General features: G+C 68.8%; 23 protein-coding genes and 1 pseudogene. 17 read left to right on the top strand and 7 right to left on the bottom strand.

Annotation, left to right across the window (positions count from 1 at the left end):
- Positions 1-78: 78 nt before the first annotated feature.
- Both ACSFBM_RS27510 and ACSFBM_RS27505 read right to left on the bottom strand, forming a co-directional pair.
- Complete coding sequence (locus ACSFBM_RS27510; RefSeq protein ID WP_435487239.1) at positions 79-1,044, bottom strand: Bug family tripartite tricarboxylate transporter substrate binding protein; 966 nt, start codon at positions 1,042-1,044, stop codon at positions 79-81.
- Between the two features lie 51 nt (positions 1,045-1,095).
- Entirely contained in the window at positions 1,096-2,343 is a 1,248-nt protein-coding gene (locus ACSFBM_RS27505; RefSeq protein WP_435487238.1) for a flavin-dependent oxidoreductase, read from the bottom strand.
- Positions 2,344-2,454: 111 nt separating this feature from the next.
- On the opposite strand from ACSFBM_RS27505, the gene ACSFBM_RS27500 reads away from it, so the two are divergent.
- Positions 2,455-3,360 carry a LysR family transcriptional regulator gene (locus ACSFBM_RS27500; RefSeq protein WP_435487237.1) on the top strand — a complete coding sequence of 302 codons (906 nt, stop codon included), beginning with the start codon at positions 2,455-2,457 and terminating at the stop codon, positions 3,358-3,360.
- Here ACSFBM_RS27500 and ACSFBM_RS27495 read toward each other — a convergent pair whose 3' ends face one another.
- Positions 3,361-4,251 carry a LysR family transcriptional regulator gene (locus ACSFBM_RS27495; RefSeq protein ID WP_435487236.1) on the bottom strand — a complete coding sequence of 297 codons (891 nt, stop codon included), beginning with the start codon at positions 4,249-4,251 and terminating at the stop codon, positions 3,361-3,363.
- A 143-nt stretch (positions 4,252-4,394) separates the two neighbouring features.
- Here ACSFBM_RS27495 and ACSFBM_RS27490 point away from each other — a divergent pair, with 143 nt between their 5' ends.
- The 10 genes and pseudogenes from ACSFBM_RS27490 (at position 4,395) to ACSFBM_RS27445 (ending at position 14,413) form a co-directional block, all read left to right on the top strand.
- Positions 4,395-5,201 carry a cysteine hydrolase family protein gene (locus ACSFBM_RS27490; RefSeq protein WP_435487235.1) on the top strand — a complete coding sequence of 269 codons (807 nt, stop codon included), beginning with the start codon at positions 4,395-4,397 and terminating at the stop codon, positions 5,199-5,201.
- 11 nt (positions 5,202-5,212) lie between these two features.
- On the top strand, positions 5,213-6,277 hold the full coding sequence (locus ACSFBM_RS27485; protein WP_435487234.1) for an ABC transporter substrate-binding protein: 1,065 nt from the start codon (positions 5,213-5,215) through the stop codon (positions 6,275-6,277).
- Positions 6,278-6,297: 20 nt separating this feature from the next.
- A complete protein-coding gene (locus ACSFBM_RS27480) occupies positions 6,298-7,089 on the top strand; it encodes an SDR family NAD(P)-dependent oxidoreductase (protein WP_435487233.1) in 792 nt (263 codons plus the stop codon).
- Positions 7,090-7,099: 10 nt separating this feature from the next.
- Positions 7,100-8,569 carry a dihydroorotase gene (locus ACSFBM_RS27475; protein WP_435487232.1) on the top strand — a complete coding sequence of 490 codons (1,470 nt, stop codon included), beginning with the start codon at positions 7,100-7,102 and terminating at the stop codon, positions 8,567-8,569.
- Positions 8,566-9,720 carry a cyanuric acid amidohydrolase gene (gene atzD / locus ACSFBM_RS27470; protein ID WP_435487231.1) on the top strand — a complete coding sequence of 385 codons (1,155 nt, stop codon included), beginning with the start codon at positions 8,566-8,568 and terminating at the stop codon, positions 9,718-9,720. Before ACSFBM_RS27475 ends, atzD begins: the two co-directional genes overlap by 4 nt.
- Positions 9,721-9,728: 8 nt before the next feature.
- Positions 9,729-10,214 (top strand): annotated as a pseudogene (locus ACSFBM_RS27465) (ATP-binding cassette domain-containing protein); the annotation flags it as partial.
- 370 nt (positions 10,215-10,584) lie between these two features.
- Positions 10,585-11,361 (top strand): ABC transporter permease, encoded by a 777-nt coding sequence (locus ACSFBM_RS27460; protein ID WP_435487230.1) that lies wholly within the window; start codon positions 10,585-10,587, stop codon positions 11,359-11,361.
- A gap of 5 nt (positions 11,362-11,366) precedes the next feature.
- A complete protein-coding gene (locus ACSFBM_RS27455) occupies positions 11,367-11,780 on the top strand; it encodes a DUF3830 family protein (RefSeq protein ID WP_435487314.1) in 414 nt (137 codons plus the stop codon).
- 20 nt (positions 11,781-11,800) lie between these two features.
- Positions 11,801-12,871, top strand: coding sequence for an ABC transporter substrate-binding protein (locus ACSFBM_RS27450; protein ID WP_435487229.1), 1,071 nt, complete (start codon positions 11,801-11,803; stop codon positions 12,869-12,871).
- 27 nt (positions 12,872-12,898) lie between these two features.
- A complete protein-coding gene (locus tag ACSFBM_RS27445; protein ID WP_435487228.1) occupies positions 12,899-14,413 on the top strand; it encodes an amidohydrolase family protein in 1,515 nt (504 codons plus the stop codon).
- 9 nt (positions 14,414-14,422) lie between these two features.
- Here the strand turns inward: ACSFBM_RS27445 and ACSFBM_RS27440 are convergent, their stop codons facing one another.
- Positions 14,423-15,226, bottom strand: coding sequence for an exodeoxyribonuclease III (locus tag ACSFBM_RS27440; RefSeq protein WP_435487227.1), 804 nt, complete (start codon positions 15,224-15,226; stop codon positions 14,423-14,425).
- A 12-nt stretch (positions 15,227-15,238) separates the two neighbouring features.
- Here ACSFBM_RS27440 and pyrE point away from each other — a divergent pair, with 12 nt between their 5' ends.
- Together pyrE and ACSFBM_RS27430 are read left to right on the top strand one after the other, a co-directional pair.
- The gene (gene pyrE, locus ACSFBM_RS27435) at positions 15,239-15,922 is read left to right on the top strand and encodes an orotate phosphoribosyltransferase (RefSeq protein ID WP_435438815.1); all 684 of its coding nucleotides are present in this window, start codon (positions 15,239-15,241) and stop codon (positions 15,920-15,922) included.
- 12 nt (positions 15,923-15,934) lie between these two features.
- Positions 15,935-16,618 carry a DUF4124 domain-containing protein gene (locus tag ACSFBM_RS27430; RefSeq protein WP_435487226.1) on the top strand — a complete coding sequence of 228 codons (684 nt, stop codon included), beginning with the start codon at positions 15,935-15,937 and terminating at the stop codon, positions 16,616-16,618.
- A gap of 166 nt (positions 16,619-16,784) precedes the next feature.
- Here ACSFBM_RS27430 and gatB read toward each other — a convergent pair whose 3' ends face one another.
- From gatB to gatC, 3 genes are read right to left on the bottom strand one after another with little or no spacing between them, the layout of a single operon-like run.
- Entirely contained in the window at positions 16,785-18,275 is a 1,491-nt protein-coding gene (gene gatB / locus ACSFBM_RS27425; RefSeq protein WP_435438817.1) for an Asp-tRNA(Asn)/Glu-tRNA(Gln) amidotransferase subunit GatB, read from the bottom strand.
- Between the two features lies 1 nt (position 18,276).
- Positions 18,277-19,767, bottom strand: a complete 1,491-nt coding sequence (gene gatA, locus ACSFBM_RS27420) for an Asp-tRNA(Asn)/Glu-tRNA(Gln) amidotransferase subunit GatA (RefSeq protein ID WP_435487225.1) — start codon at positions 19,765-19,767, stop codon at positions 18,277-18,279.
- Positions 19,767-20,066, bottom strand: a complete 300-nt coding sequence (gene gatC, locus ACSFBM_RS27415; protein WP_337296593.1) for an Asp-tRNA(Asn)/Glu-tRNA(Gln) amidotransferase subunit GatC — start codon at positions 20,064-20,066, stop codon at positions 19,767-19,769. Before gatC ends, gatA begins: the two co-directional genes overlap by 1 nt.
- Before the next feature lie 213 nt (positions 20,067-20,279).
- Between gatC and ACSFBM_RS27410 the strand changes: the two genes are divergently transcribed.
- The 4 genes from ACSFBM_RS27410 (at position 20,280) to mrdA (ending at position 25,011) form a co-directional block, all read left to right on the top strand.
- Positions 20,280-21,323, top strand: coding sequence for a rod shape-determining protein (locus ACSFBM_RS27410; protein ID WP_013538761.1), 1,044 nt, complete (start codon positions 20,280-20,282; stop codon positions 21,321-21,323).
- 90 nt (positions 21,324-21,413) lie between these two features.
- The gene (mreC, locus tag ACSFBM_RS27405; RefSeq protein ID WP_435438819.1) at positions 21,414-22,373 is read left to right on the top strand and encodes a rod shape-determining protein MreC; all 960 of its coding nucleotides are present in this window, start codon (positions 21,414-21,416) and stop codon (positions 22,371-22,373) included.
- Positions 22,370-22,891, top strand: a complete 522-nt coding sequence (gene mreD, locus ACSFBM_RS27400; protein ID WP_435487224.1) for a rod shape-determining protein MreD — start codon at positions 22,370-22,372, stop codon at positions 22,889-22,891. The genes mreC and mreD overlap by 4 nt, the downstream gene beginning before the upstream one ends.
- A gap of 149 nt (positions 22,892-23,040) precedes the next feature.
- Positions 23,041-25,011 carry a penicillin-binding protein 2 gene (gene mrdA / locus ACSFBM_RS27395; protein WP_435487223.1) on the top strand — a complete coding sequence of 657 codons (1,971 nt, stop codon included), beginning with the start codon at positions 23,041-23,043 and terminating at the stop codon, positions 25,009-25,011.
- The last annotated feature ends 40 nt before the right edge of the window (positions 25,012-25,051 follow it).

Genomic DNA, 25,051 nt, shown 5'->3' with positions numbered 1-25,051 from the left:
CAAGAGCAGCGACCTGTTCAAAGGCCGCTTGCTCCCACCCCGACCCTCCCCCAGCGGGGGAGGGAGAAAAAACACAACTCAGTCCGCCGTGATGTTCCCGCGCTTGACCACGGACGCCCAGCGGTCCGCATCCTTCTTCATCAGCGCGCCGAACTCCGCCGGCGTCGAGCTCGCCGGCACCATGCCCTGCGACTCGAACGACTTCGCCACCTCGGGCTGCTTCAGCACCTTCGCGATCTCCGTGTTCAGCCGCGCCACCACCTCCGGCGGCGTGCCCTTGGGCGCGAGCACGCCGTACCACATGTCCACGTTGTCGGAGGTCACGCCGGCCTCGGCCAGCGTGGGCACGTCGGGCAGTTGCGCCAGGCGCTTGCTGCTGCCGGTGGCGATGGCCTTGAGCTTGCCGACCTGGATGTGCTGCAGCGCCACGTGCACCGGCAGGAACATGTAGTCGATGCGCCCGCCCAGCAGGTCGGTCACCGCGCCGGCCGTGCCCTTGTAGGGCACGTGCAGCATCTCGGTGCCGGTGCCCTGCATCAGCAGGGCCATCGACAGGTGGTGCGGCGTGCCCACGCCCGGCGTGGCGTAGGTCAGCTTGCCCGGCGCGGCCTTGGCGGCGCTCACCATCTGCTGCACCGAGGCCGCCTTCTGCACGTTCGGGTTGGTCACCAGCAGCAGCGTGCCCCACGAAGTGAGCGACACGGGCGCGAAGTCGGCCACCGGGTCGTAGCTCAGCGACTTGTACAGGCTGCGGTTCATCACCAGCGTGTTGACCTGCACCATCAGCGTGTAGCCGTCGGGCTTGGCGCGCGCCACCCGCTCGCTGCCGATGTTGCCGCTGGCGCCGGCAATGTTCTCCACGACCACCGGCTGGCCCAGCAGGGCCGGCAAGCGGGCCGAGAGCTGGCGTGCCACCAGGTCGATGCCGGTGCCGGGCGTGTAGGGCACCACCAGCGTGATGGGCTGGTCGGGCCAGGCGTGGGCGGCGGTGGCCATGCCGAGCGCGGCGAACAGGGCGGCGAAGGTCTTTGTCAGTGAACGCATGGTGTCGTGTCTCCGTAGTTCTTGTGTTGGATGCGCAGGTTCAAACCGGTCTCAGAGGAACGAAGGCCGGGCCTTCAACGCGACCGGGTCGTAGCCGGCCACGCGCTTGTAGTTGTCCGAGATGGCCTGCAGCTCGGCGGTGGGCACCACGTCGTCGATCTTGTCGAAGCGCTTGCCGCCCGAGCGCTCGAACACCTCGCGCAGGATGGCGTCGGGCGGGTTGCTGCGGTTGGTCAGCACCACCTCGGTGGTGGCCTTCACGCGCACGCGGTCGTAGTCTTCCAGCGCGGCGGTGCCCACGCCCAGGTCTTTCAATGCGCCGGCCAGGAAACGCGCGTCGATGATCGCCTGGCCCGCGCCGTTGGAGCCGCGCGGCACCATCGGGTGCGCGGCGTCGCCCAGCAGCGTGAGGCGCCCGTGCGTCCAGCGCGGCAGCGGGTCCTGGTCGACCATCGGGTACTCGAGGATGGTGTCCGACGCGCGGATCAGCGCGGGCACGTCGAGCCAGTCGAAATGCCAGTCGGCAAAGGCCGGCAGGAAGTCTTCGAGCCGGCCCGCGCGGCTCCAGTCGCGCAGCGCGGGCTGCGGCGCATGGATCTCGGCGACCCAGTTGACGAGCTGGTGGCCTTCGGCGTCGATGTCGTTGCGAATCGGGTAGATCACCATCTTGCCGACCGCGAGCCAGCCCGCGCGCACCATGCTGCCGCCCGAGAGAAACGGCTTCCAGCGCGTGGTGCCGCGCCACATGTTGATGCCCGAGTAGCGCGGCGCGCCTTCGTTCGGGTACAGCTGCTTGCGCAGCGCCGAGTGGATGCCGTCGCAACCGACCGCCACCGCGCCGCGCACTGCGGGCGCATCGGCGGTGTCGGCGAAATGCACAGTCACGCCTTCGGCGTCCTGCGTCGCGCCGGTGCAGCGGCGGTTGCACACCACGCTGTCGGGGCCCAGGCGTTTCAGCGTCTCCTCAAGCAGCAGCGTCTGCAGGTCGCCGCGGTGAATGGAGAACTGCGGCCAGTCGTAGCCCGCGTGTTGGCCGGCCGCCTCGCGGAAGATCAGCTGGCCGTGCTCGGTGAAGAACACGGCCTCCTGCGTGCGCACGCCCACCTTGTCGAGGGCCGGCAGCAGGCCGAGTTCGGTCAGTTCGCGCACCGCATGCGGCAGCAGGTTGATGCCCACGCCCAGCGGCTTCAGCTCGGGCACGGCCTCGTACACGCGGCAGGGGATGCCGGCCTGGTGCAGGCTCAGCGCCAGGGTCAGGCCGCCGATGCCGGCGCCCAGGATGATGACTTCGTTGCTCATGGTGATTGGCTTTTCGCTTTGCGCGCCCGGTTCGTTGTCTCCGGCTGCATTAGGAACGCACATCAACCATTTGGGAAATTTAGATGTGCTATGGATTTATCATGAATCCTTATGAACCTCTCCACCCGCCAGATGCGCGCCTTCCTGCAGGTGGCGCGCATCGGCAACTTCACGCGCGCGGCCGAGCAGGCGCACATCACGCAGGCGGGCCTGAGCATCCTCGTGCGCGAGATGGAAAAGCAGCTGGGCTGCCGCCTGTTCGAGCGCACCACGCGCGTGGTGAGCCTCACGCCCGAAGGCCGGCGGCTGCTGCCGGTGGTCGAGCGGCTGCTGACCGACCTGGACGACGTGGCGGCCGAGCTCGGCGCGGCGGGCGATGCGGCGCGCCGCACGCTGCGCATCGCGGCCACGCCGCTGGTGTCCTCGCACCTGCTGCCGCAGGTGTTCACCACCTTCCGCGCGGCGCACCCGCAGGTGAGCCTGCGCCTGTTCGATGCCGACCTGCGCGACGTGGAGGCGATGGTGGCGGCCGGCGACGCCGACATGGGCCTGGGCTTCTTCTTCAAGGCCGCGGCCGGGCTGGAGCGCACGCCGGTCGGGCGTTTTCACCTGATGCGGGTGTCGCCCTGTGCCGGCGCGGGTGAACCGCCGCCCATCGGCACCGCGCCCTGGTCGGCCCTGCGCGGCGCCGAACTGGTCGGCCTGCCGCCGGGCAACCCGATCCAGAAGGTGATCGACCAGCACCTGGCCGCCGCGGGTCGCGCCGACGCGCAACGGCCCGTGTTCAATTTCTTCGGCACGCTGATCTCGATGGTGGAGGCCGGCTTCGGCACCGCCGTGATGCCGACCTTCGCGCTCGCGGCCTGCCGGCGCCACCGCGTGCGCACCGACGTGCTGGTCAAGCCCAAGGTGGGCATGGACTTCTATCGCATCACCAAGCGCGGCGCGCACGAGACCGAGGCGATGCAGGCCTTCGTGGCGACGCTGGTGAAGGCGCTGCCGGCGTTGTCGCGCTAGTCAGGCCGGGGCAAGCCGCTTGCGCAGGAACTCCGCGAAGGCATAGGCAACCACCGGCAACTGCCGCCCGCGCAGGCTGGCCAGCACCAGTTCGCCGCGCGGAAAGCCGCGGTCCTCGATGTCCCGCGCCACGACGTCACGGTCTTCAGTCCGCGTGCCGATGGCCATCTGGAACGAGATCGACTGGCCGTCGTACAGGCAGCCTCGCAAGAACTCGAAGCTGTTGCTCTCCACCGTGGCCCTGATGCGGGTGGAGCTGCGCGCGAGAAAGCGCTCCAGCAATTGTCGCCCGCCGGTGTCGCGGTTCGGCAGCACCACCGGGTAGTCGGCGCAGTCGCTCAGGCGCAGGGTCTTCGCCTTCGCCAGCGGGTGGCGCTTGTGCATGATGGCCATGAGCCTCTGCTCGACCGCGCACACGCGCTCGATGTCGGACTCGGGCGCCAGGTTGAACACCAGCGCCAGGTCGGTCTCGAAGCTGCGCAGCGCATCGGCCGCCTGCACGTGGTCGCCGATTCGCGCATCGAAGCCCACCAGCGGATGCGTTGCACCGAACTCCCGCACCGCATCGGGCAAGAAGCGCGGTGCCAGCGCCTGGCTCGCCACCAGCCGCACCGACCCCCGGCGCAGGCCCTGCAGGTCCTCGATCTCGGAGCGCACCCGCTCCAACTCCGACGCGCGGCCCCGGATGTAGCGCACGAACAACTCGCCCGCCGCAGTGAGCCGCATGCCGCGCGGCAGCCGCTCGAAGAGAGGCGTGCCCAGTTCTTCCTCCAGGTCCTGGATGCGGCGGTTGACGGCAGAGGGTGCGACGTGGAGCCGCTCGGCCGCCTGGCGGATCGAGCCGGCGCGGGCGACCTCGTCTGCATAGCGCAGGAAGCGAAGGTGGTTCATGTCCGCAGCCGTTGCATGAAGCGCGCCAGACACGCCACCGCCACCGTTGCCGCAACGGCAACACAGAGCACGCGAATCGGTATGGATACGAAGCGCCTTCTGGCACGTCCGCTGCATGCCCGCCTCGCATGACACGCCGATCCATGTCCCCTCGCACCAATGCAGCGCAAGCGCCCGTCCGCTTCGGCCCGGCACCGCACAACGCCTGGACGCTGGCCGACGGCCGGGTGAGCCTGGTGCGTGCGCCGAAGCGGCCGCGGCCCTTGCAGGTGGCCGCCGAGCCGCAGCCGATCGCGTTCGACCTGGCGCGCAGCGCGCTCGTCGTGGTCGACATGCAGAACGACTTCTGCCACCCCGAGGGCTGGTTCGCGCAGAAGGGCATCGGCATCCGTGCGGCGCGCAAGCCGGTGGCCACCATCGCCCGGCTGCTGCCGGCGTGGCGTGCGGCCGGCGGTGCCGTGGTGTGGCTCAACTGGGGCATTCGCGCGGACCGCCTCAACCTGTCGCCCACGGTGCAGTTCAAGGGCAAGCGCAGCGCCAGCGGCGTCGGCTATGCGGAGCATTCGCCCATCGACCATGGCCCCTCGCTGGTGCAGGGCGAGTGGGGTGCGCAGGTCATCGACGAACTGGCGGTCGCGCCCGGCGACATCACGGTCCACAAGCACCGCCTCAGCGGCTTCTGGGACAACGAGCTCGACAGCATCCTGCGCCAGCAGGGCATCGCCACGCTGCTGTTCTCGGGCATCAACACCGACCGCTGTGTGTTCTCGACGCTGCAGGACGCGAACTTTCTCGGCTACGACTGCGTGCTGCTGAAGGATGCGTGCGGCACCTCGTCGCCGGCCTATGTCACGCGCGGCATTCATTTCATGGTGCAGCAACTGCACGGTTTTGTTGCGACCGCCGAGTCGCTGCTCGTTTCGCTTTCCTCACTTTCCAAGAAACGCTAGGAGTCTTTCGCATGCCGCTCTCGCTCAATTCGTTCCCGACGTCACGCCTCGGGCGCTTGCTCGCCTCGCTGGGCGTGGCTGCCGGCCTGGCCCTGGCGGCCGCGTCCGCCGCTGCGCAGGTGCCGGTCAAGGTGGTGCTCAACTGGAAGTACGAAGGCCCGCAGGCCTGGTTCTTCGTGGCGCAGGACAAGGGCTATTTCAAGGCCGAGGGCCTGGACGTCGAGATCGACCAGGGCGAGGGCTCCGCCGCCTCGATCCCCAAGGTCGCGGCCGGCGCCTACCAGGCCGGCTTCGGCGATCTCAACGCGCTGATCGACCTGGCCTCCAAGCGTCCGGCTGATGCGCCGGTGGCGGTCTACATGCTCTACAACACGCCGCCGTTCACGCTGGTGGTGAAGCAGGACAGCCCCATCCGTTCGCCCAGGGACCTCGAAGGCAAGACCCTCGGCGGCCCCGCCAACGACGGCGCGTTGAAGCTGTTTCCGGCCTTCGCCAAGCTCGCGAAGATCGATGCGTCCAAGGTGACCATCACCAACATGGCGCCCAACCTGCGAGAGCAGATGCTCACCCGTGGGCAGATCGACGCGGCCTTCGGCTACGTCACCACCGTGAGCTTCAGCGCCAAGGCCATGGGCCTGGATCCGGCGAAGGACCTGCGCTTCATTCGCTACGGCGACCACGGCATGGACCTGTACTCCAACGCCGTGTTCTTCTCGCGTGCCTTCGTGCGTGACAACCCCAAGGCGGTGCAGGGCTTCGTGAAGGCGCTCAACCGCGCGGTGAAGGAGGTCATTGCAGACCCCGACATGGGCATCGACCACGTCATGAAGCGCGAGGCACTGCTCAAGCGCGAGGTCGAGAAGGACAAGCTGCTCGCCACGCTGCGCAACGACATGAGCCACCCCGAGGTGGCCCGCATCGGCCTGGGCGACGTGGACGACGCGCGGCTGAAGAAGGCCATCGACATCGTGGTGGACGCCAACCAGCTGCCGCGCACGCCCGCACCGGCCGAGGTGTTCGACCGGGGCTTCCTGCCCGCGCGCGCCGAGCGCCCCTCAAGCACCTCAAGACCCTGAACCGAAAGCGAGAACAAGACATGGACCTGCAACTCAAAGACAAGGTGGCGCTCATCACCGGCCCAGCCAAGGGCATGGGGCGCGCCGTGACGCTGGCCTTCGCGCGCGAAGGCGCCAAGCTGGTGCTGGCCGGGCGCGACACCGGCGCCATCGAGCCCGTGGCCGCGGAGGCCCGCGCGCTCGGCGTGGAGGCGATCGTCGTGCCCTGCGACCTGACCGTGGGCGCGCAGACCGAGGCCCTGGCGGCCCGCGCGCTGGAAGCCTTCGGGCGCATCGACGTGCTGGTCAACGTGGCCGGCGGCTCGGGCCCCATCGGCAAGACCGGCTGGGAAACCACGAGCGAGGAGTTCGACGAGATCGTGCAGCTCAACATGACTGGCTGCTTCAACACCCTGCGCGCCGTGCTGCCCTCGATGATCGAACGCCGCAGCGGCAAGGTGGTGAACGTGGGCGGCACCTTCGGCATGCGCGGGCGCGCCGGCCGCATGGCCTACTCGGCATCGAAGTGGGGCCTGCGCGGCATCACCAAGAGCTTTGCGCTGGAAGCCGGCCCCTACGGCATCAACGTGAACTGCGTGGCACCGGGCATGGTCGACGGGCCGCGCTTTCGCGAGAAGGTGTGCGCCGACATGGCCGGCAAGCTGGGCATCACGCTGGAAGAAGCCATGACGCGCCATGCCGCCGACTATGCGCTGCGCCGCGTGTCCACCGATTCCGACATCGCCAACGCCTGCCTCTTCATGGCAAGCGAGGTGTCCCGCCAGATCACCGGCGTCGACCTGCCCGTCGACGGCGGCTGGGCGATGCTCTGAGGAGGCCGACATGAAAGAAGTCGACCTCGTCATTCGCGGCGCCCGCGTGGTGTCCGCCGAGCAGATCATCGAGGCCAGCGTGGCCATTGCCGGCGAGTGCATCGTGGCCGTCGGCCACGACGACACCATGCCGCCGGCGCGCGAGGAAATGCGCGCGGACGGCCTGTTCCTGCTGCCGGGCGCCATCGACAGCCACGTGCATTTCCGCGACCCGGGCTACCCGAACAAGGAAACCTGGAAGACCGGCTCGGCCGCCGCCGCCATGGGCGGCGTGACCACCGTGTTCGAGATGCCCAACACCAACCCGTCGACGGGCACCGTCGAGGCGCTGCGCATCAAGCAGAAGGCGGCCGAGTCGTCGTACTGCGACTTCGGCATCCACGGCCTGCTGGGCGACGACACGGTCGACCGGCTCGAGGAGCTGCTCGACGCCGGTGTCACCAGCTTCAAGGCCTTCGTCGGCAACACCTTCGGCAACCTGCCCGCGCCCACCGACGGTGCGCTGCTGGAGGGCTTCGAGAAGCTCGCGCCGCTGGGCATCCGCACGGTGGTGCATGCGGAGAACTCGTCGATCCTGCAGCGCCGCCAGAAGAGGATGCAGGCGGCCGGCCGCATCGACGCCATGGCCCACCTGGCCGCGCGCCCGGCCGTGGCCGAGATCGAGGCCATCGGCCGCGTGCTCACGCTGGCCGAATGGACCGGTGCGCGCGTGCACATCGCGCACCACAGCGCGGCCGATTCGCTCTTCCTGCTGCGCGAGGCCAAGCGCCGTGGCGTCGATGTGACGGCCGAGACCTGCCCGCAGTACCTGCTGCTCAACACCGGCCACATGCTCAAGCTCGGCGGCGTGATGCGGCTCAACCCGCCGATCCGCGAGGCGCGCCACAACCAGCCGCTGTGGGACGCGCTCATGGACGGCACGCTCGACATGATCGCCACCGACCACGCGCCGCACGCACCGGAAGAGAAGACGCGCGAGAGCATCTGGGACTGCGACTGCGGCTTCCCCGGCGTCGAGACGCAGATGCCGCTGATGCTCACCGAGGTGAACCGCGCGCGCGCCACCTTGATGGACTACGTGCGCTGGAGCGCGGTGAACCCGGCCAAGGCCTGGGGCCTGTACGGCACCAAGGGCGTGATCGCGCCGGGTGCCCATGCCGACATTGCCATCGTCGACATGCAGCGCGCGGGCACTTTGTCGCAGAACAAGCTGCAGAGCATCAGCAAGATCTCGCCGTGGAACGGCCGCGCGGTGCAGGGCTACCCGCTGCATACGCTGCTGCGCGGCCGCTTCGTGATGCGCGAAGGCAAGCTGGTGACCGATGCGGTCGGTTGGGGGCGTTCGGTGAAGGGCGTGCAGAAAATGCCCGTGCCCAAGCCGCGCAACACCGAGCACTACAGCAGCGCCATCCTGCGGACACCGGCCGGCGTGCCGGCCAACGCCGTGCCGGTGGGCGAAGTGGACTGGAGCGCCGAATGAGCGCGGCAAGGGTCCAGCAGGTGCAGGTCTGGCGCATTCCATGCAGCGGGCCGGGCGACCTGGATGGCGTGAAGGCGCTGATCGACGCGGGCGAACTCGTCGCGGCCGACATCGTGGCCGTGATGGGCAAGACCGAAGGCAACGGCTGCGTCAACGACTTCACACGCGAGTACGCCGCCACGGCGTGGTGCCACCTGCTGGCGCCAGCGCTCGGTTGCACGCCCGAGGCGGTGCACGCGCGCGTGGCGCTGGTGATGTCGGGCGGAACCGAGGGCGTGCTGTCGCCGCACTTCACGGTGTTCGCGCGGCGCTGGGTGGCCGAGGCTCCGGCCGGCCTGGGCAAGCGCCTGGTGGTCGGCGTCGCACACACGCGCGCGTTCCTGCCGGAGGAGATGGGCCGCACCGCGCAGGTCGACGCCACGGCCGAAGCCGTTGCCGCGGCCATGCGCGACGCCGGCATCCGGAGCGCCGACGACGTGCACTTCGTGCAGGTCAAGTGCCCGCTGCTCACCGCGGCCAAGGTCTCGGCCGCACTGGCACGCGGAGCCGCGCCCGTGACCCACGACAGCTACGAGTCGATGGGCTATTCGCGCGGCGCCTCGGCACTCGGCGTGGCGGTGGCACTCGGTGAAGTGGCGCGCGGCGCGGTCGGCGATGCCAGCGTGATGAGCGATTGGCGGCTGTTCTCGGCGCGCGCCTCGGCCTCGGCCGGCATCGAGCTGGAAGGCAACGTGGTGATCGTGCTGGGCGAGGCGCAAGGCAGCGCGTCGGCATTCCGCATCGCCCATGCGGTGATGCGCGATGCGATCGACGCCGCCAGCGTGCGCGCGCTGCTGCGCGATGCGTTCGGACTCGATGCGGAGCGCGATGCGCAGGCGCTGTCCGCACGGCTGGTGAACCTGCTGGCCAAGGCCGAGGCCAGCCCCGACGGCCGGGTGCGCGACGCGCGCCACACCATGCTGAACGACTCCGACATCCACTCGACGCGCCATGCGCGCGCCGTGGTGGGCGGCGTGCTGGCTTCGGTGGCCGGCCACGCGGCGCTGTACGTGTCGGGCGGCGCAGAGCACCAGGGGCCCGCGGGCGGGGGGCCGGTGGCCGCGATCCTGCGGATGGACGACACCGGCGCCACTTCTTCCAGCCTTTACTGAAGGACTTCATGGGCAACGCATTCATCCATCTGTCCGACGTGATGCTGCGCTATGGCGGCGGCACCATCGCGCTGGACCATACGACGCTGGACATCGACAAGGGCGACTTCGTCGCGCTCGTGGGGCCCAGCGGCTGCGGCAAGTCGACCATCCTGAAGCTGGTGGCGGGCCTGCTGCGGCCGAGCGCGGGCGCGGTGATCGCCGGCGGGCGCGAGGTGGGCGCGGCCGGCACCGTGGTGGCGGGCGCGCATGCGTCGCCCGCGCCGCGTCTGCGCGTCGGCCTGGCCTTCCAGAACCCGACCATGCTGCCGTGGCTCACGATCCGCGAGAACGTGATGATTCCGCTGAAGATCGTGGACCCCTTCCGGCAGCACTACCGCAGCAAGAAGCGCGGCGAGTACGCCGAGCGTGCCGATGCGCTGCTGGCGCAGGTGGGGCTGAAGGGCTTCGGCGACAAGCGGCCGTGGCAGCTGTCGGGGGGCATGCTGCAGCGCGCCTCGCTGTGCCGCGCGCTGGTGCACGAGCCCGAGCTGCTGCTGCTCGACGAGCCCTTCGGCGCGCTCGACCAGTTCACGCGCGAGGAGCTGTGGGACATCATGCAGACGCTGTGGATCGCCCGGCGCCCGACCGTGCTGCTGGTGACGCACGACCTGCGCGAGTCGGCCTACCTGGCCAACCGCATCTGCGTGATGAGCGCGCGGCCGGGCCGTATCCTGGAGACGCGCGAGGTCGGCTTTGCGCGGCCGCGCACGCTGGAGAGCAGCTACGCGCCCGAGTTCGCGGCGCTGGTGCAGCAGCTGCGCATGCGCATTGCGCAGGCGCGCCGCGAGAGCGACGCGAGCCGGCGAAAGAAGAGGTGCCCGCATGATCGCGCCGCTCACCCGCCAGCGCCTGCTGTCCGCAGGCGCGCTGGTCGGCTTCTTCGTGCTCTGGGAGGTGGGGTGCCTGGCCTTCGGCGTGTCCGACCTGATCCTGCCGCGCCCGAGCCAGATCGCGACGGTGCTGCTGCAGAAGATGCCACTGCTGTGGCCGCACACCGTGCAGACGCTCTACACCACGCTGGCCGGCTTTGCGCTGGGGGTGGGGGCGGGCATCGTCATCGGCGTGGTGATCGGCTCGTCGAAGCTGGCCTACGACGTGACCTATCCGCTGCTGGTGGGTTTCTCCAGCATCCCCAAGGTGGCGGTGGTGCCGTTGTTCGTGGTGTGGTTCGGCGCGGGCACGGTGCCGGCCATCCTGACCTCGATGGTGATCAGCATCTTCCCGGTGGTGGTGAACGTGGCCACCGGCCTCGCGAGCACCGAGCCCGAGCTGGAAGACGTGCTGCGCGTGCTGGGCGCGCGCAAGCGCGACATTCTCTGGAACGTGGGCCTGCCGCGCGCGCTGCCCTACCTGTTCGCGTCGCTGAAGATCGCGATCACTCTGGCCTTCGTGGGCACGGTGCTGAGCGAGACGGTGGCTGCCAACAAGGGCATCGGCACGGTGATGATGATCGCCAGCGGCAATTTCGACGTGCCGATGGTGTTCGCCGGGCTTTTCCTGCTCGCGGCGATGGGGGTGGCGCTGTATGCCGTGTCCTCGCTGGTCGAGCGGCGCATGACGGGCTGGGCCCAGCGCAAGACAGACATGGCCATGGGATGAACGACATGAACGACCGCATTCGCATCACCGCCGGCGGACTGCGCTTCCTGGCGCAGGCGCACCCCGACGCGCCGCTCACCGTGGCGGCGTTCCGCAAGTTGCTGCCCTACCGGCAGAAGCTGATTCATGTGCGCTGGAGCGGCGAAGGCTGCTGGGTGCCGATGGGCGACTTCCAGCTGGGCGTGGGCTTCGAGAACCACACCAGCCATCCGTCGGTGGGCGACATCCTGTTCTACCCCGGCGGCTACAGCGAGACCGAGATCATCCTGGCCTACGGCGCCTGCAGCTTCGCCAGCAAGATGGGCTCGCTCGCGGGAAACCACTTTCTCACCATCGTCGAAGGGCGGAAGCAACTGCGCACGCTCGGCACCCGGGTGCTGTGGGAAGGCGCGCAGGACGTTCTGTTCGAAGCCCTGTGACTTATTCCAAGGAGCATTGCGTGGCCCATTCCTTTTCGCGTTCTCTTTCACATTCCGTCTCGCGCCGCACGGCGGTCGTGGCGCTGTCCGCCGCATTCGGCGCGGCGCTGCCGGTGCGCGGCGCACGCGCCCAGTCGATCACGCCCATCAGGTTCGTACTCGACTGGAAGTTGCAGGGCATTCATGCCTGGTACTACCTGGCCGAAGACAGGGGCTACTTCGCGACCGAGAAGCTCGCGGTGACGATCGACCAGGGCGACGGCTCCGCCGCGGCCGTGACCAAGGTGATGGCCGGGGCCTACGACGCGGGCTTCGGCGACGTCAACGCGGTCATCCAGAATGCGGCCGCCAAACCCGGCGCCGCGCCCGTGATGGTCTACATGGTCTACAACCGCGCACCCTTCGCACTCATCGTGAAATCCAGCAGTCCGATAAGGACCCTGAAGGACCTGGAAGGCCGCACGCTGGGCTCGCCGGCCGGCGGTGCCGCGCAGCGCATGTTCCCGTTGATGGCGGAAAAAAACGGCGTGGACGCAAGCAAGGTCAAGTGGACGAACATGGCGCCCAACCTGCAGGAGCAGATGATGCTCAAGGACCATGTCGAAGGCTCGGCCGTGTTCTCGGTCACGAGCTACATGAACCTGGTGGCGCAGGGCGTGGACCCGGACAAGGACATCCGCTGGTTCCACTACGGCGACCACGGCGTCGACCTGTACGGCAACGGCGTGGTGGTGTCGCGCCAGTTGCTCAAGGACAAGCCGCAGGCCGTGGCCGGTCTGGTGCGTGCCATCAACAGGGCATTGCGCGACACGGTGGCCGACCCCGACGCGGCCATCGCCGCGCTGATGAAGCGCGAGCCGCTGCTCAACGCAGCGCTGGAGAAACGGCGCCTGCTGTACACCCTTCGCACCGTGATGCTGACGCCGGAGGTCGCGACCGGAGGCGTGGGCGACGTGAACGATGCACGCATGACGCGCGCGATCGGGCAGGTCAAGGACGGGTTCGAACTGGCGAATGCGCCCGCGGCCGGCGAGGTCTTCGAGCGGCGCTTCCTGCCGCCGCTGGCGGAGCGCAAAATCGCCGCGCCGTAGACACCACCCGACGACGAAAGAAACGCCATGTCCGCTCGCATGCATGAAGGCCCGCTCGACTGCGCATGGCTGCTGGCCGAGCCCGGTGTGCAGCCTGCGCAAGCCGATGTGCGCATCGCCCTGTCGGCTGGCCGGATCCAGTCGATCGTGCCGCTGGCGGGCAACGCCAGTGCCGGCGCGCCGCGCCTGCTCGCGCTGCCGGCGCTGGCCAACGCGCACGACCACGCGCGCACCTTTCGCAGCGCCACGTTGGGCGCCTTCGGCCAGCCGCTGGAAAGCTGGCTGCCGTTTCTTGGCGTGGTGCCGGGCATGGACCCGTACCTCTGCGCTGCGACCTCGTTCGCGCGTTCGGCGCGCCACGGCGTGGCGAACCTGATGGTCCACTACACGCGCGTGCAGGGCGGCATGGCCTACGTCGATGAAGCCGCGGCTGTGGCGCGTGCGGCACGCGACGTCGGCGTGCGCACAGGTTTCGCCATTGCCATGCGCGACCGCCACGGCATTGCCTACTGCGACGACGCGAGCGTGCTGGCCGCGCTGCGTCCGGGCATCCGCGACGCGGTGGCGGGGCGGCTCGCGGTCAAGCCGGTGACGCCCGCGCAGCAGCTCGCGCTGGTCGACGAGGTCGCTCGCATGGTGGAAGAGGGCGGCCACGGCGAGCACATGACCGTGCAGTACGGGCCGACTGCCGTGCAGTGGTGCAGCACGCCCCTGCTCGAGGCGATCGCGCAGGCTTCGGCAGACACGGGCCGCCCGGTCCACATGCACCTGCTCGAAACGCGCTACCAGCGCGACTGGGCCGATGCCAACCACCCCGGCGGCATCGTGCGTTTTCTCGACGACATCGGCCTGCTGGGCCCACGCCTCACGCTCGCGCACTGCGCGTGGGCCCGGCCGGAAGAGCTGGCGCTGATCGCCGAGCGCGGCGCGACCATCGCGGTCAACACCAGCTCCAACCTGGGGCTGAAGTCGGGCATAGCGCCGGTGCCCGAGATGCTGAAGCACGGGTGCCGCGTGGCCATGGGCCTGGACGGCATGGCCTTCGACGAAGACGACGACGCGCTGCGCGAAATGCGGCTGGCGTATTCGCTGCACCGCGGCTGGGGCTACGACACCACGATGACCCGCGCGCAGCTCTGGGCCTTCGCTTCGGGCAATGGCCCGCGCAGCGTGCGGGGTGGTACTGCATGCGGAGGCCGCATCGAGCCCGGTGCGCCGGCCGACCTGGTGCTGCTGGACTGGGACGCGCTCGACGACGACGCGCTCTTCGCAGAGACCGATCCGCTCGACTTGCTGCTGGCGCGCGCCAACGGCAGCCACATTGCCCGGGTGCTGGTCGGCGGGAGGGTGGTGGTCGATGCGGGTCGCGTTCTGGGCATCGACGAGCCCGCGTTGCGCGCCGAACTGCTGGCGCGCATGCGCGGCGCATTGGCGGGCGACCCTGCCGGCGCCCTGTCGTGGCGCGAGACCGTCAAGGCGCTGGCCGACGACTTGGGGCCGTTCTACCGGCGTGGGCAGATGAGGGACGGCTGCTGCGGCTAGGCCGCGCCGCTACAGCGTGAAGTCGTACTCCACCGTGATCGGTGCGTGGTCGCTGAACTTGACGGTCTTGTAGATCTGCTCGGTGCGGGCCAGCGCGCCGATGGCCGGCGTGGCCAGGTGGTAGTCCAGCCGCCACCCCACGTTGTTGGCATAGGCCTGGCCGCGGTTGCTCCACCAGGTGTAGGCCTCGTCGGTGGTGTCGGGCTTGAGCATGCGGTACACGTCCACCAGGCCCGCGCCGCCGGTCCCGGCGTCGAGCAGCTTCGTCATCCAGGCGCGCTCCTCGGGCAGGAAGCCGCTGTTCTTGCGGTTGCCGCGCCAGTTCTTCAGGTCGATTTCCTTGTGCGCGATGTTGATGTCGCCGCAGAGCACGAAGTCGCGCTCCTTCTTCAGCGCGATCAGATACGGAAAGAAGCCCTTCAGAAAGCGGAACTTGGCCTCCTGCCGTTCCTCGCCCGAGCTGCCGCTCGGAAAGTAGCAGCTGATGACAGAGAACTTGCGGCTGGGCGTGTCGAAGCGCAGTTCGAGGTAGCGGCCCTCGGCGTCGAACTCGGCGTCGCCCCAGCCCACCACCACCTGGCTCGGTGCGTGCTTGGTGTAGATGGCGGTGCCGGCGTAGCCTTTCTTCTCGGCAAAGTGAAAGTGGCCCTTCAGGCCGGCCATCTCCTCGAAGCGGCCTTCGATGTCGCTGGCCTGGACCCGGATCTCCTGCATGCAAATACAATCCGGCGCAAGTTCGGCCACCCAGTCGGCCACGCCTTTGGTAGCGGCCGAACGCAGGCCATTGAGATTGAGACTGGTCAGTTTGAACACAAGGAATTTCCGATGGCTGTAGATGGTGAGAAAAGCAGCGCGGTCGCACAGGACTTCGTCCAGTTCGCGTTGGATGCCGGCGTGCTGCGCTTCGGCGAATTCAAGACCAAAGCCGGCCGAATGAGTCCTTATTTCTTCAATTCGGGGCTCTTCGACGACGGCGGCAAGATCGCCCGTCTGGCCGGATTCTATGCAGACCGGCTGATCGAAAGCGGGCTCGAATTCGACATGATCTTCGGCCCCGCCTACAAGGGCATTCCGCTGGGCGCCACGGTGGCCGCGGAGCTCGCGCGGCGCGGCCGCAACTACCCCTTTGCCTACAACCGCAAGGAAGCCAAGGCGCACGGCGAGGGCGGCAACCTGGTGGGCGCGCCGCTCAAGGGCCGCGTGCTGATCGTGGACGACGTCATGTCGGCCGGCACGGCGGTGCGTGAGTCGATTGCCGCGATCCAGGCCGCGGGCGCCACGCCGCATGCCGTGGCCATCGCGCTCGACCGGCAGGAAAAAGCCACCGAGAACGGTGTCGACGTGAACCACAGCGCCGTGCAGTACGTGCGCAACCAGCTCGGCCTGTCGGTGATCGCCATCGCCACGCTGGACGACCTGCTGAGCTACCTCTCGGGCACTGCCGCCGCCGACCTGGGCGCGCACCACGAGCGCGTGCTGGCCTACCGCACGCGCTACGGCGCCAGCTGAGGCAAGGCCCGCATGCACGCCCGCGATCACGGCCAGCCGACTCGCCTGCGCGCGGCGGCATTTTTCTTCGTCCTGGCTTCATCTTTCTGCGGCGCGTTGCATGCGCAGCCGCAGAAGCTTGAAGGCGCCGGGCCCGGCATCTTCACCTGCACCGACGCCCGCGGTCGCACGCTCACGGCCGACCGGCCGATTGCCGAGTGCAGCGACCGCGAGCAGCGCGAGCTGAACCCGAGCGGCTCGGTGCGCCGCAAGGTCGAGCCGACCTACACGGCGCGCGAGCTGCAGGAGCGCGAAGACCGCGCCCGCGAAGCCGCCATCCAGGCGGCGCGCATCACCGACGAGCGCCGCCGCGAGCGTGCGTTGCTGGTGCGCTATCCGAACGCCGCCACGCACGACCGCGAGCGCACCGAGGCGCTGGCGCAGGTCGATGCGGTGACCCAGGCGGCGCGCAAGCGCATTGCCGAGCTGGCCGAAGACCGCAAGAAGATCGACGAGGAGATGGAGTTCTACAAGCTGGACCCGAGCAAGGCGCCCGGCTCGGTGCGCCGCAAGATCGAGGACAACACGCAGAGCGTGGCGGTGCAGAACCGCTTCATCGCGGAGCAGGAAGACGAGAAGAAGCGGGTGAATGCGCGCTTCGACGAAGAGCGCGTGCGCCTGAAGGCGCTCTGGTCGCCGCAGAACGGCGGAAGGTAGTTGCTCGCCCCCGGCCGGGGGCAACACCTGCGGCCCGGCGAAGCCGGTTCCGCAGGTAGTTGCTTGCCCCCAGGCTGCGCGCACTTCGTGTCGCTTCTCCTTCCCCCGGCCGGGGGCAACACCTGCGGCCCGGCGAAGCCGGTTCCGCGGTGTTCCCGCAAGGGTGTCAGCCGAGCTTGGCCTTGAGCAGCTCGGTGACCTGCGCAGGGTTCGCCTTGCCTCCGCTGGCCTTCATGACCTGACCCACGAGGGCGTTGAGCGCCTTCTCCTTGCCGCCGCGGTACTCCTCGACGTTCTTCGCGTTCTTCGCGATCACCTCGTCGAGGATCTTGTCGAGCGCACCGGTGTCGGCCATGGGCTTGAGGTCTTTCGCCTCGATGATCGCGTCCACATCGCTGCCTTCACCGGTCCACAGCGCGTCGAACACCTGGCGCGCCGCGTTGTTCGCCAGCGTGCCTTCGGCGATGCGCTTGACCAGCTGTGCCAGTTGTTGCGCCTTCACGGGCGCGGCCTCGATGCCGATTTCCGCGGCGTTCAGGCGGCGCGCCATCTCGCCGGTGATCCAGTTGCTCGCCAGCTTGGGCGTGGCGCCCGCGTTCACGGCATCGTCGAAGTAGCCGGCCAGCGCCGCGCTCTGCGTGAGCTGCGCGGCGTCGTACTCCGACAGGCCGTGGTCGCGGACGTAGCGCTCGGCGGTGGCGCGTGGCAGCTCGGGCATGGTGGCCCTCACGCGCTCGATCCACTCGGGCGCGATGCTCAGCGGCGGCAGGTCGGGGTCTGGAAAGTAGCGGTAGTCGGCCGCGTCTTCCTTGGTGCGCATGGTGCGCGTCTCGCCGGTGGCGGGGTCGAACAGCACGGTGGCCTGCTCGATGGCGCGGCCGTCTTCGAGCTCGTCGATCTGCGAGTTGATCTCGTAGTCGATCGCCTGCTGCATGAACTTGAAGCTGTTCAGGTTCTTGATCTCGCGGCGCGTGCCGAGCTTGTCGCCGGGCTTGCGCACCGACACGTTGGCGTCGCAGCGAAAGCTCCCCTCTTGCATGTTGCCGTCGCAGATGCCGATCCACGTCACGATCTTGTGCAGCTCGCGCGCATAGGCCACGGCCTCGGCGGTGGAGCGCATGTCGGGCTCGGTCACGATCTCGAGCAGCGGCGTGCCGGCGCGGTTCAGGTCGATGCCGCTCTGGCCGATGAAGTCCTCGTGCAGCGACTTGCCCGCGTCTTCCTCGAGGTGGGCGCGCACCAGGCGCACGGTCTTCTTTTCTTCGCCGAGAAAGAACGACACCGCGCCGCCTTGCACCACCGGGATCTCGAACTGGCTGATCTGGTAGCCCTTGGGCAGGTCGGGGTAGAAGTAGTTCTTGCGCGCGAACACGCTGCGCGGCGCGATGTGCGAGCCCAGCGCCAGGCCGAGCTTGATGGCGCGTTCGACCGCGCCCTTGTTCATCACGGGCAGCGTGCCGGGCAGCGCCAGGTCGACCGCGCAGGCCTGCGTGTTGGGCTCGGCGCCGAAGGCGGTGGAGGCGCGGCTGAAGATCTTGCTGGCGGTCGACAGCTGGGCGTGCGTCTCGAAGCCGATGATGACTTCATAGCCGCGCACCAGCGGGCCGGTCGGGCGGCCTTGTTGCTGTGCTTCGAATGTGTTCACGGTTTCGCTCATTTCAGAAGCCCTCCGGCGTGCGTGCGTGCCAGTCGGTGGCTTGCTGGAAACGATGGCCTGCGTTGAGCAGCCTGGCTTCGCCGAAGTAGTTGCCGATGAGCTGCAGGCCCACGGGCAGGCCGGCGTCGAAGCCCGCCGGCACGCTCATGCCCGGCAGGCCGGCCAGCGAGGCGGGCAGGGTGAAGATGTCGGCCAGGTAGTCGGCCACGGGGTCGTCGCCGTGCTCGCCGAGCTTCCACGCGGTGGTCGGCGCGGCGGGGCCGGCGATCACGTCGCACTGTTCGAAGGCCTGCTGGAAGTCGTCGGCGATCATGCGGCGCACCTTCTGCGCCTGCAGGTAGTACGCGTCGTAGTAGCCGTGCGAGAGCACGTAGGTGCCGATCATGATGCGGCGCTTGACCTCGTCCCCGAAGCCTTCGGCGCGCGTGCGCTCGTACATCTCGGCCAGGTCCTTGTACTGCCTGGCGCGGTGGCCGAACTTCACGCCGTCGAAGCGGCTCAGGTTGCTCGAGGCCTCGGCCGCGGCCAGGATGTAGTACACGGGAATCGACAGCTCGGTGCGCGGCAGCGAGACCTCGACGCGCCTGGCGCCGAGCTTCTCGTACTCTGCCAGCGCCGCGTCGATCGCCGCGCGCACGCCCGGTGCCACGCCTTCGCCGAAGAACTCCTTGGGCACGCCGATGCGCAGGCCTTCGAGCGAGTCGTTCAGCGAGCGGCCGAAGTCTTCGGCGGGCTTGTCGAGCGAGGTGGAGTCGCGGTCGAGGTCGGGGCCGCAGAAGGCCGACAGCAGCAGCGCGCAGTCTTCGGCCGAGCGCGCCATCGGGCCGGCCTGGTCGAGGCTGGAGGCGAAGGCCACCATGCCGTAGCGCGAGGCGCGCCCGTAGGTCGGCTTGATGCCGGTCACGCCGCAGAACGAGGCGGGCTGGCGGATCGAGCCGCCGGTGTCGGTGCCGGTGGCCGCGGGGGCCAGGCGGGCCGCCACGGCCGCCGCGCTGGCACCGGACGAGCCGCCCGGAATGTGTGCGCGGTTCCAGGGGTTGCGCACGGGCACGGGCTGGTCGTGGCCCACGGCGGGCACGGCGACGTTCTCGTTGGCCGAGCCCATCGCGAACTCGTCGCAGCTCAGCTTGCCCAGCGTGACCGCGCCGGCCTCGGCCAGGCGGCGCACCACGGTGGCGTCGAAGGGCGAGCGGTAGCCCGCGAGCATCTTCGAGCCGGCGGTGGTGGCGAAATCGGTGGTGACGAAGATGTCCTTGTGCGCGATCGGCACGCCGGCCAGCGCCGGGGCATTGCCTTTGGCGATCAGGGCGTCGGCCGCGCGGGCCTGGGCCAGCGTGACTTCCTCATTCACGGCGACGAAGGTGCCGAGCGACTCGTGGGCCTTCATGCGGCCCAGGAAAACCTGCGAGGCCTCGACGGCCGAAACCTTGCGGTCGGCCAGCGCTTTGGCCAGCGCGACCACACTCATCTGGTGCAATTCACCGCTGCTCATCATTCGATCACCTTGGGCACGAGGAACAGGCCGGCTTCGACGGCCGGGGCGCTCTTCTGGTTGGCTTCGCGGTTGTTCGGCTCGCTCACCACGTCGTCGCGCAGGCGCAGCGTGATGTCTTCAATGGCGGCCACGGGATGGGCCAGCGGCTCGACGCCGGTGGTGTCCACGGAACGCATGCGCTCGACCAGGTCGAAAAAGCCATTGATCTGGCTGAGCATGCGCTCGCTTTCGTCGGAGGCCAGCTGCAGCCTTGCCAGTGAGGCAATGCGCGCGATATCGGAAGCGGAAAGTGACATAGGGGCTAAACGCCAAAAAGCGAAGGTAATCGCACCGCGAGGCCGGTGCTAATACAGGAATCAGAGGGGATTCGGGTATTATCCCGCCTTTGCCGCAACCCCCGCGAACGCGCCGGCTTTTGCGCCAAAAACGATCAATTCACCCCGTCAAACGACCCAAAAAATAGAGCGACGACCTGTCGATGCGCAGGCCGTGCTCAGAGGATTCCGCACATGTTTGGAGCTTTCCGTCGGTATTTTTCCACCGACCTTGCGATCGACCTCGGCACCGCCAACACCCTGATATTTGCCCGCAACAAGGGCATCGTGCTGGACGAGCCTTCCGTGGTGGCCATCCGCCATGAAGGCGGTCCCCACGGCAAGAAGGTGATCCAGGCCGTCGGCCGCGAGGCCAAGGCCATGCTGGGCAAGGTGCCCGGCAACATCGAGGCGATCCGCCCGATGAAGGACGGCGTCATTGCCGACTTCGTGATCACCGAGCAGATGATCAAGCAGTTCATCAAGATGGTGCATCCGCGCACGCTGCTCACGCCGAGCCCGCGCATCATCATCTGCGTGCCCTGCGGCTCGACCCAGGTCGAGCGCCGCGCCATCAAGGACGCGGCCGAAGCCGCCGGCGCCACGTCGGTCTACCTCATCGAGGAACCCATGGCCGCGGCCATCGGCGCCGGCCTGCCCGTCAGCGAAGCCTCCGGCTCGATGGTGGTGGACATCGGCGGCGGCACCACCGAAGTGGGCGTCATCAGCCTGGGCGGCATGGTCTACAAGGGTTCGGTCCGCGTGGGCGGCGACCGCTTCGACGAAGCCATCATCAACTACATCCGCCGCAACTACGGCATGCTGATCGGCGAGCCGACGGCCGAAGTCATCAAGAAGACCATCGGCTCGGCCTTCCCAGGCTCCGAGGTCAAGGAAATGGAAGTCAAGGGCCGCAACCTGTCCGAAGGCGTGCCGCGCAGCTTCACCATCAGCAGCAACGAAGTGCTGGAAGCCCTGACCGATCCGCTCAACAACATCGTCTCGGCCGTGAAGAACGCGCTGGAACAGACACCGCCCGAACTGGGCGCCGACATTGCCGACCGCGGCATGATGCTCACCGGCGGTGGCGCGCTGCTGCGTGACCTCGACCGCCTGCTGGCCGAGGAAACCGGCCTGCCGGTGCTGGTGGCCGAAGACCCGCTGACCTGCGTGGTGCGCGGCTGCGGCATCGCTCTCGAGCGAATGGACCGTCTGGGAAGCATCTTCACGAGCGAGTGAAGGCGCACCAGCCCTCATCGGCCGGCCTCTGCTTGCGCAGGCCGGCCTTTTGTTATTTGATGCAGCAGCACTACCGCCAGGTCTGAACCCATGCCTCTGGGCACGCTCGATCGCACAGCGCCCCCCCTGTTCAACCAGGGGCAGTCGGCGCTCAGCAAGCTGATCTTCTTCGGCGCACTCGCCCTGTTCCTCATGGTGGCCGATGCACGCTTTCACATCGTGCAGCCGGTTCGCGCGGCCATCGGCGCGGTGCTCTATCCGGTGCAATGGGTGGCGCTGAAGCCGGTGCAGGCCGTGATGGGCGGCGGGCGCTACCTCGAAGACCTGCAGACCGCGCAGCGCAACGAGGACGAAGCGCGCAAGGCGCTGATGATGCAGGCCGAGCGCGCCGCCCAGGCCGACACGCTGGCGCAGGACAACGTCCGCCTGCGCGAACTGCTCGAACTGCGCCAGACCACGCAGACCCCCGGCCGCGCGGCCGAGGTGCTCTACGACGCGGCCGACCCCTACACCCGCAAGATCGTCATCGACCAGGGCATGACCCAGGGCGTGGCGCCCGGCTCGCCGGTGATCGATTCGCGCGGCGTGCTGGGCCAGGTCACGCAGGTGCTGCCCTTCACGAGCGAGGTCACGCTGGTGATCGACCGCGACCTCTCCATTCCCGTGCAGAACACCCGCACCGGCGTGCGCAGCGTGGCCTTCGGCGACGCCTCGGCGCACGGCGGCGGGCTGGAGCTGCGCTTCATGGCCGCCAATGCCGACCTGCAGGAAGGCGACCTGCTGTCCACCAGCGGCGTCGACGGCATCTACCCCGCCGGCCTGCCGGTGGCGAAGATCGAGCGCATCGAGCGGCGCGCCGACTCGGCCTTCGCCCGCATCTACTGCGTGCCGCTGTCCCACGTGACGGCCGCGCGCTATGTGCTGGTGCTGGCGCCCACCGGCACGCCGTCCGCGCCGCCGGCGGCCGCGCCCGCCCCCACGCAGCGCAAGCGCCCCGACGGCAAGCCCGGCGCGGGCAAGAACGAGAAGAAGCAGGGGGAGCGCCGATGATCAAGCGTCCCGGCCAACAGCAGCTGCTGCTGCCCGTCAGCCCGGTGTTCATGTGGACCAGCCTCATCGTGGCGGCGCTGGTCAACATGATCCCGATCGGTCGCGCCGTCTGGATGCCCGACCTGCTGGCGCTGGTGATCGTGTTCTGGGGCGTGCACCAGCCCATGCGCGTGGGCATCGGCGCGGCCTTCGTGTTCGGGCTGTTCATGGACGTGCACCAGTCGTCGATGTTGGGCCAGCATGCGCTGTCCTACACCACGCTGGGCTTCTTCGCGATCACCATCCACCGGCGCCTGCTGTGGTACCCGGTGCTGTCGCAGGCGCTGCAGGTGCTGCCGCTGTTTGCGCTGTCGCAGCTGATCGAGGTGGTCACGCGCCTGATCGGCGGCGGCGTGTTCCCGGGCTGGACGGTGCTGATCTCTCCCGGCATCGAGGCCGCGCTGTGGCCGCTGGCCTCGGCCCTGCTGCTCGCCCCCCAGCGCCGCACCCCCGACCGGGACGAGAACCGCCCGCTTTAGCCATGGCGCCCCCCGGCTCTTCACTTCGCTTCGCTGCGTGCAACTCCACCTCCCGAGGGGTGGGCGCGGCCCGCCTCGGGGCGGCCCAGCGGCGGCCGCACGCCCCCGCATTTGCCATCGCTCCTGCACGCGCCTAAGCTCGCACCGCCATGACCGAAATCCGCAACGTTGCCGTCGACCTCGCGCGCTTCAAGCGCCGTGTGATCGTCATCGGCATGGCAGTGCTGTTCGCGTTCGGCCTGCTGTGCGCGCGGCTGATCTACCTGCAGGTCACGCGGCACGAAGACCTGGCCGAGCAGGCCGAGAGCAACCGCACGGCGGTGGTGCCGGTGGTGCCCAACCGGGGCCTCATCCTCGACCGCAACGGCATCGTGCTGGCCTCGAACTACTCGGCCTACACGCTGGAGATCACGCCCTCGAAGGTGGGCGACGTCGACGAAACCATCGACAGCCTCACGCAGGTGCTCGAGGTCTCGCCGCGCGACCGCCGCCGCTTCAAGCGCCTGCGCGAGGACTCGCGCAGCTTCGACTCCATTCCGATCCGCACCCGCCTGAGCGACGAAGAGGTGGCGCGCTTCGCCGCGCAGCGCTACCGCTTTCCGGGCGTGGAGATCAAGGCGCGCCTGTTCCGCAACTATCCGCAGGGCGAGCTGGCCGCGCACGTGCTCGGCTACATCGGGCGCATCAACCAGCGCGAGAAGGTCGCGATGGAAGACTGGGCCGAGGAAGACCAGGCCAACTACAAGGGCACCGACTACATCGGCAAGCTGGGCATCGAGCAGAGCTACGAGAAGACGCTGCACGGCCAGACCGGCGTCGAGCAGATGGAAACCTCGGCCGGCGGGCGCGCCGTGCGACGCCTGGCCAGCCACCCGGCCACGCCCGGCAACACCGTGATGCTGTCGCTGGACATCAAGCTGCAGAAGCTGGTGGAAGACATGTTCGGCGAGCGGCGCGGCGCGGTGGTGGCCATCGACCCCAAGACCGGCGAGGTGCTGGCCTTCGTGAGCAAGCCCACCTTCGACCCCAACCTGTTCGTCGAGGGCATCGACAACGAAAGCTGGGCGGCGCTGACCGAGTCGCTCGACAAGCCCTTGCTCAACCGCGCCCTGCGCGGCACCTACCCGCCCGGCTCCACCTACAAGCCCTTCATGGCGCTGGCCGCGCTGCAGACCGGCAAGCGCGGCCCCAGCGTGGTGGTGAACGACCCCGGCTACTTCAACTTCGGCGGCCACCGCTTCGGCAGCCCCGAAGGCAACCTGGGCGGCGTGGACATGCGCCGCGCGATCCAGCTGTCGAGCAACATCTATTTCTATTCGCTGGCCAACGAGATGGGCGTGGACATGATCCACGACGCCATGAAGCCCCTGGGCTTCGGCCAGATCACCGGCATCGACCTGGGCGGCGAGGTGCGCGGCGTGCTGCCGAGCACCGAGTGGAAGCGCAACACCTACAAGCGTCCCGAGCAGAAGAAGTGGTACGCGGGCGAGACCATTTCGCTGGGCATCGGCCAGGGCTACAACGCCTTCACCATGCTGCAGCTGGCGCAGGCCACCTCCATCGTGGCCGACGGCGGCATCAAGCACAAGCCGCACCTCGTGCTGGCCACGCGCAACACCGTGAGCGGGCAGGTGGTGCCGCTGCCGCAGATGCCGGCGGAAAACCTCGGCTACACGCCGGCGGCGATTTCGGTGATCCGCGAAGGCCTGACCAGCGTGGTCACCAGCGGCACGGCGCGCGGCGTGTTCGCGGGGGCGCTCTACCAGGCGGCCGGCAAGACCGGCACCGCGCAGGCCGTGACGCAGGCGCAGAACACCAAGTACAACGCCCGCGCGCTCGAGGAGCACCAGCGCGACCACGCCCTGTTCATGGGCTTCGCGCCGGTGAACGACCCGAAGATCGCCATTGCGGTGATCGTGGAAAACGCCGGCTGGGGCGCGGGTGCCGCGGCGCCCATTGCGCGCCGCGTGTTCGACTACTGGCTCGCGAACCAGTACCCGAGCGAGGCCGACATGGCCGCCGTGAAGATCGGCAAGGCGACCGCGCCGGTGGGCAAGCCGCGCGTGGCGAGCGAAGTGGCGTGGCCAGCGCCTGTGGCAACGCCTGCAACGGCGCCCTGATGCCTTGCTCCCTCTCCCGCTGGGGGAGGGTTGGGGGCAA

The organism is Variovorax pasteuri, assembly GCF_051216435.1.
Taxonomy (GTDB): Bacteria; Pseudomonadota; Gammaproteobacteria; order Burkholderiales; family Burkholderiaceae_C; genus Variovorax.
This window is presented reverse-complemented; position numbering and strand designations above follow the sequence as displayed.

Coding starts and splice junctions, on each gene's coding strand:
- ACSFBM_RS27510 (WP_435487239.1), bottom strand. CDS start 1,044: ATGCGTTCACTGACAAAGACCTTCGCCGCCCTGTTCGCCGCGCTCGGC.
- ACSFBM_RS27505 (WP_435487238.1), bottom strand. CDS start 2,343: ATGAGCAACGAAGTCATCATCCTGGGCGCCGGCATCGGCGGCCTGACC.
- ACSFBM_RS27500 (WP_435487237.1), top strand. CDS start 2,455: ATGAACCTCTCCACCCGCCAGATGCGCGCCTTCCTGCAGGTGGCGCGC.
- ACSFBM_RS27495 (WP_435487236.1), bottom strand. CDS start 4,251: ATGAACCACCTTCGCTTCCTGCGCTATGCAGACGAGGTCGCCCGCGCC.
- ACSFBM_RS27490 (WP_435487235.1), top strand. CDS start 4,395: ATGTCCCCTCGCACCAATGCAGCGCAAGCGCCCGTCCGCTTCGGCCCG.
- ACSFBM_RS27485 (WP_435487234.1), top strand. CDS start 5,213: ATGCCGCTCTCGCTCAATTCGTTCCCGACGTCACGCCTCGGGCGCTTG.
- ACSFBM_RS27480 (WP_435487233.1), top strand. CDS start 6,298: ATGGACCTGCAACTCAAAGACAAGGTGGCGCTCATCACCGGCCCAGCC.
- ACSFBM_RS27475 (WP_435487232.1), top strand. CDS start 7,100: ATGAAAGAAGTCGACCTCGTCATTCGCGGCGCCCGCGTGGTGTCCGCC.
- atzD (WP_435487231.1), top strand. CDS start 8,566: ATGAGCGCGGCAAGGGTCCAGCAGGTGCAGGTCTGGCGCATTCCATGC.
- ACSFBM_RS27460 (WP_435487230.1), top strand. CDS start 10,585: ATGATCGCGCCGCTCACCCGCCAGCGCCTGCTGTCCGCAGGCGCGCTG.
- ACSFBM_RS27455 (WP_435487314.1), top strand. CDS start 11,367: ATGAACGACCGCATTCGCATCACCGCCGGCGGACTGCGCTTCCTGGCG.
- ACSFBM_RS27445 (WP_435487228.1), top strand. CDS start 12,899: ATGTCCGCTCGCATGCATGAAGGCCCGCTCGACTGCGCATGGCTGCTG.
- pyrE (WP_435438815.1), top strand. CDS start 15,239: ATGGCTGTAGATGGTGAGAAAAGCAGCGCGGTCGCACAGGACTTCGTC.
- ACSFBM_RS27430 (WP_435487226.1), top strand. CDS start 15,935: ATGCACGCCCGCGATCACGGCCAGCCGACTCGCCTGCGCGCGGCGGCA.
- gatB (WP_435438817.1), bottom strand. CDS start 18,275: ATGAGCGAAACCGTGAACACATTCGAAGCACAGCAACAAGGCCGCCCG.
- gatA (WP_435487225.1), bottom strand. CDS start 19,767: ATGAGCAGCGGTGAATTGCACCAGATGAGTGTGGTCGCGCTGGCCAAA.
- gatC (WP_337296593.1), bottom strand. CDS start 20,066: ATGTCACTTTCCGCTTCCGATATCGCGCGCATTGCCTCACTGGCAAGG.
- ACSFBM_RS27410 (WP_013538761.1), top strand. CDS start 20,280: ATGTTTGGAGCTTTCCGTCGGTATTTTTCCACCGACCTTGCGATCGAC.
- mreC (WP_435438819.1), top strand. CDS start 21,414: ATGCCTCTGGGCACGCTCGATCGCACAGCGCCCCCCCTGTTCAACCAG.
- mreD (WP_435487224.1), top strand. CDS start 22,370: ATGATCAAGCGTCCCGGCCAACAGCAGCTGCTGCTGCCCGTCAGCCCG.
- mrdA (WP_435487223.1), top strand. CDS start 23,041: ATGACCGAAATCCGCAACGTTGCCGTCGACCTCGCGCGCTTCAAGCGC.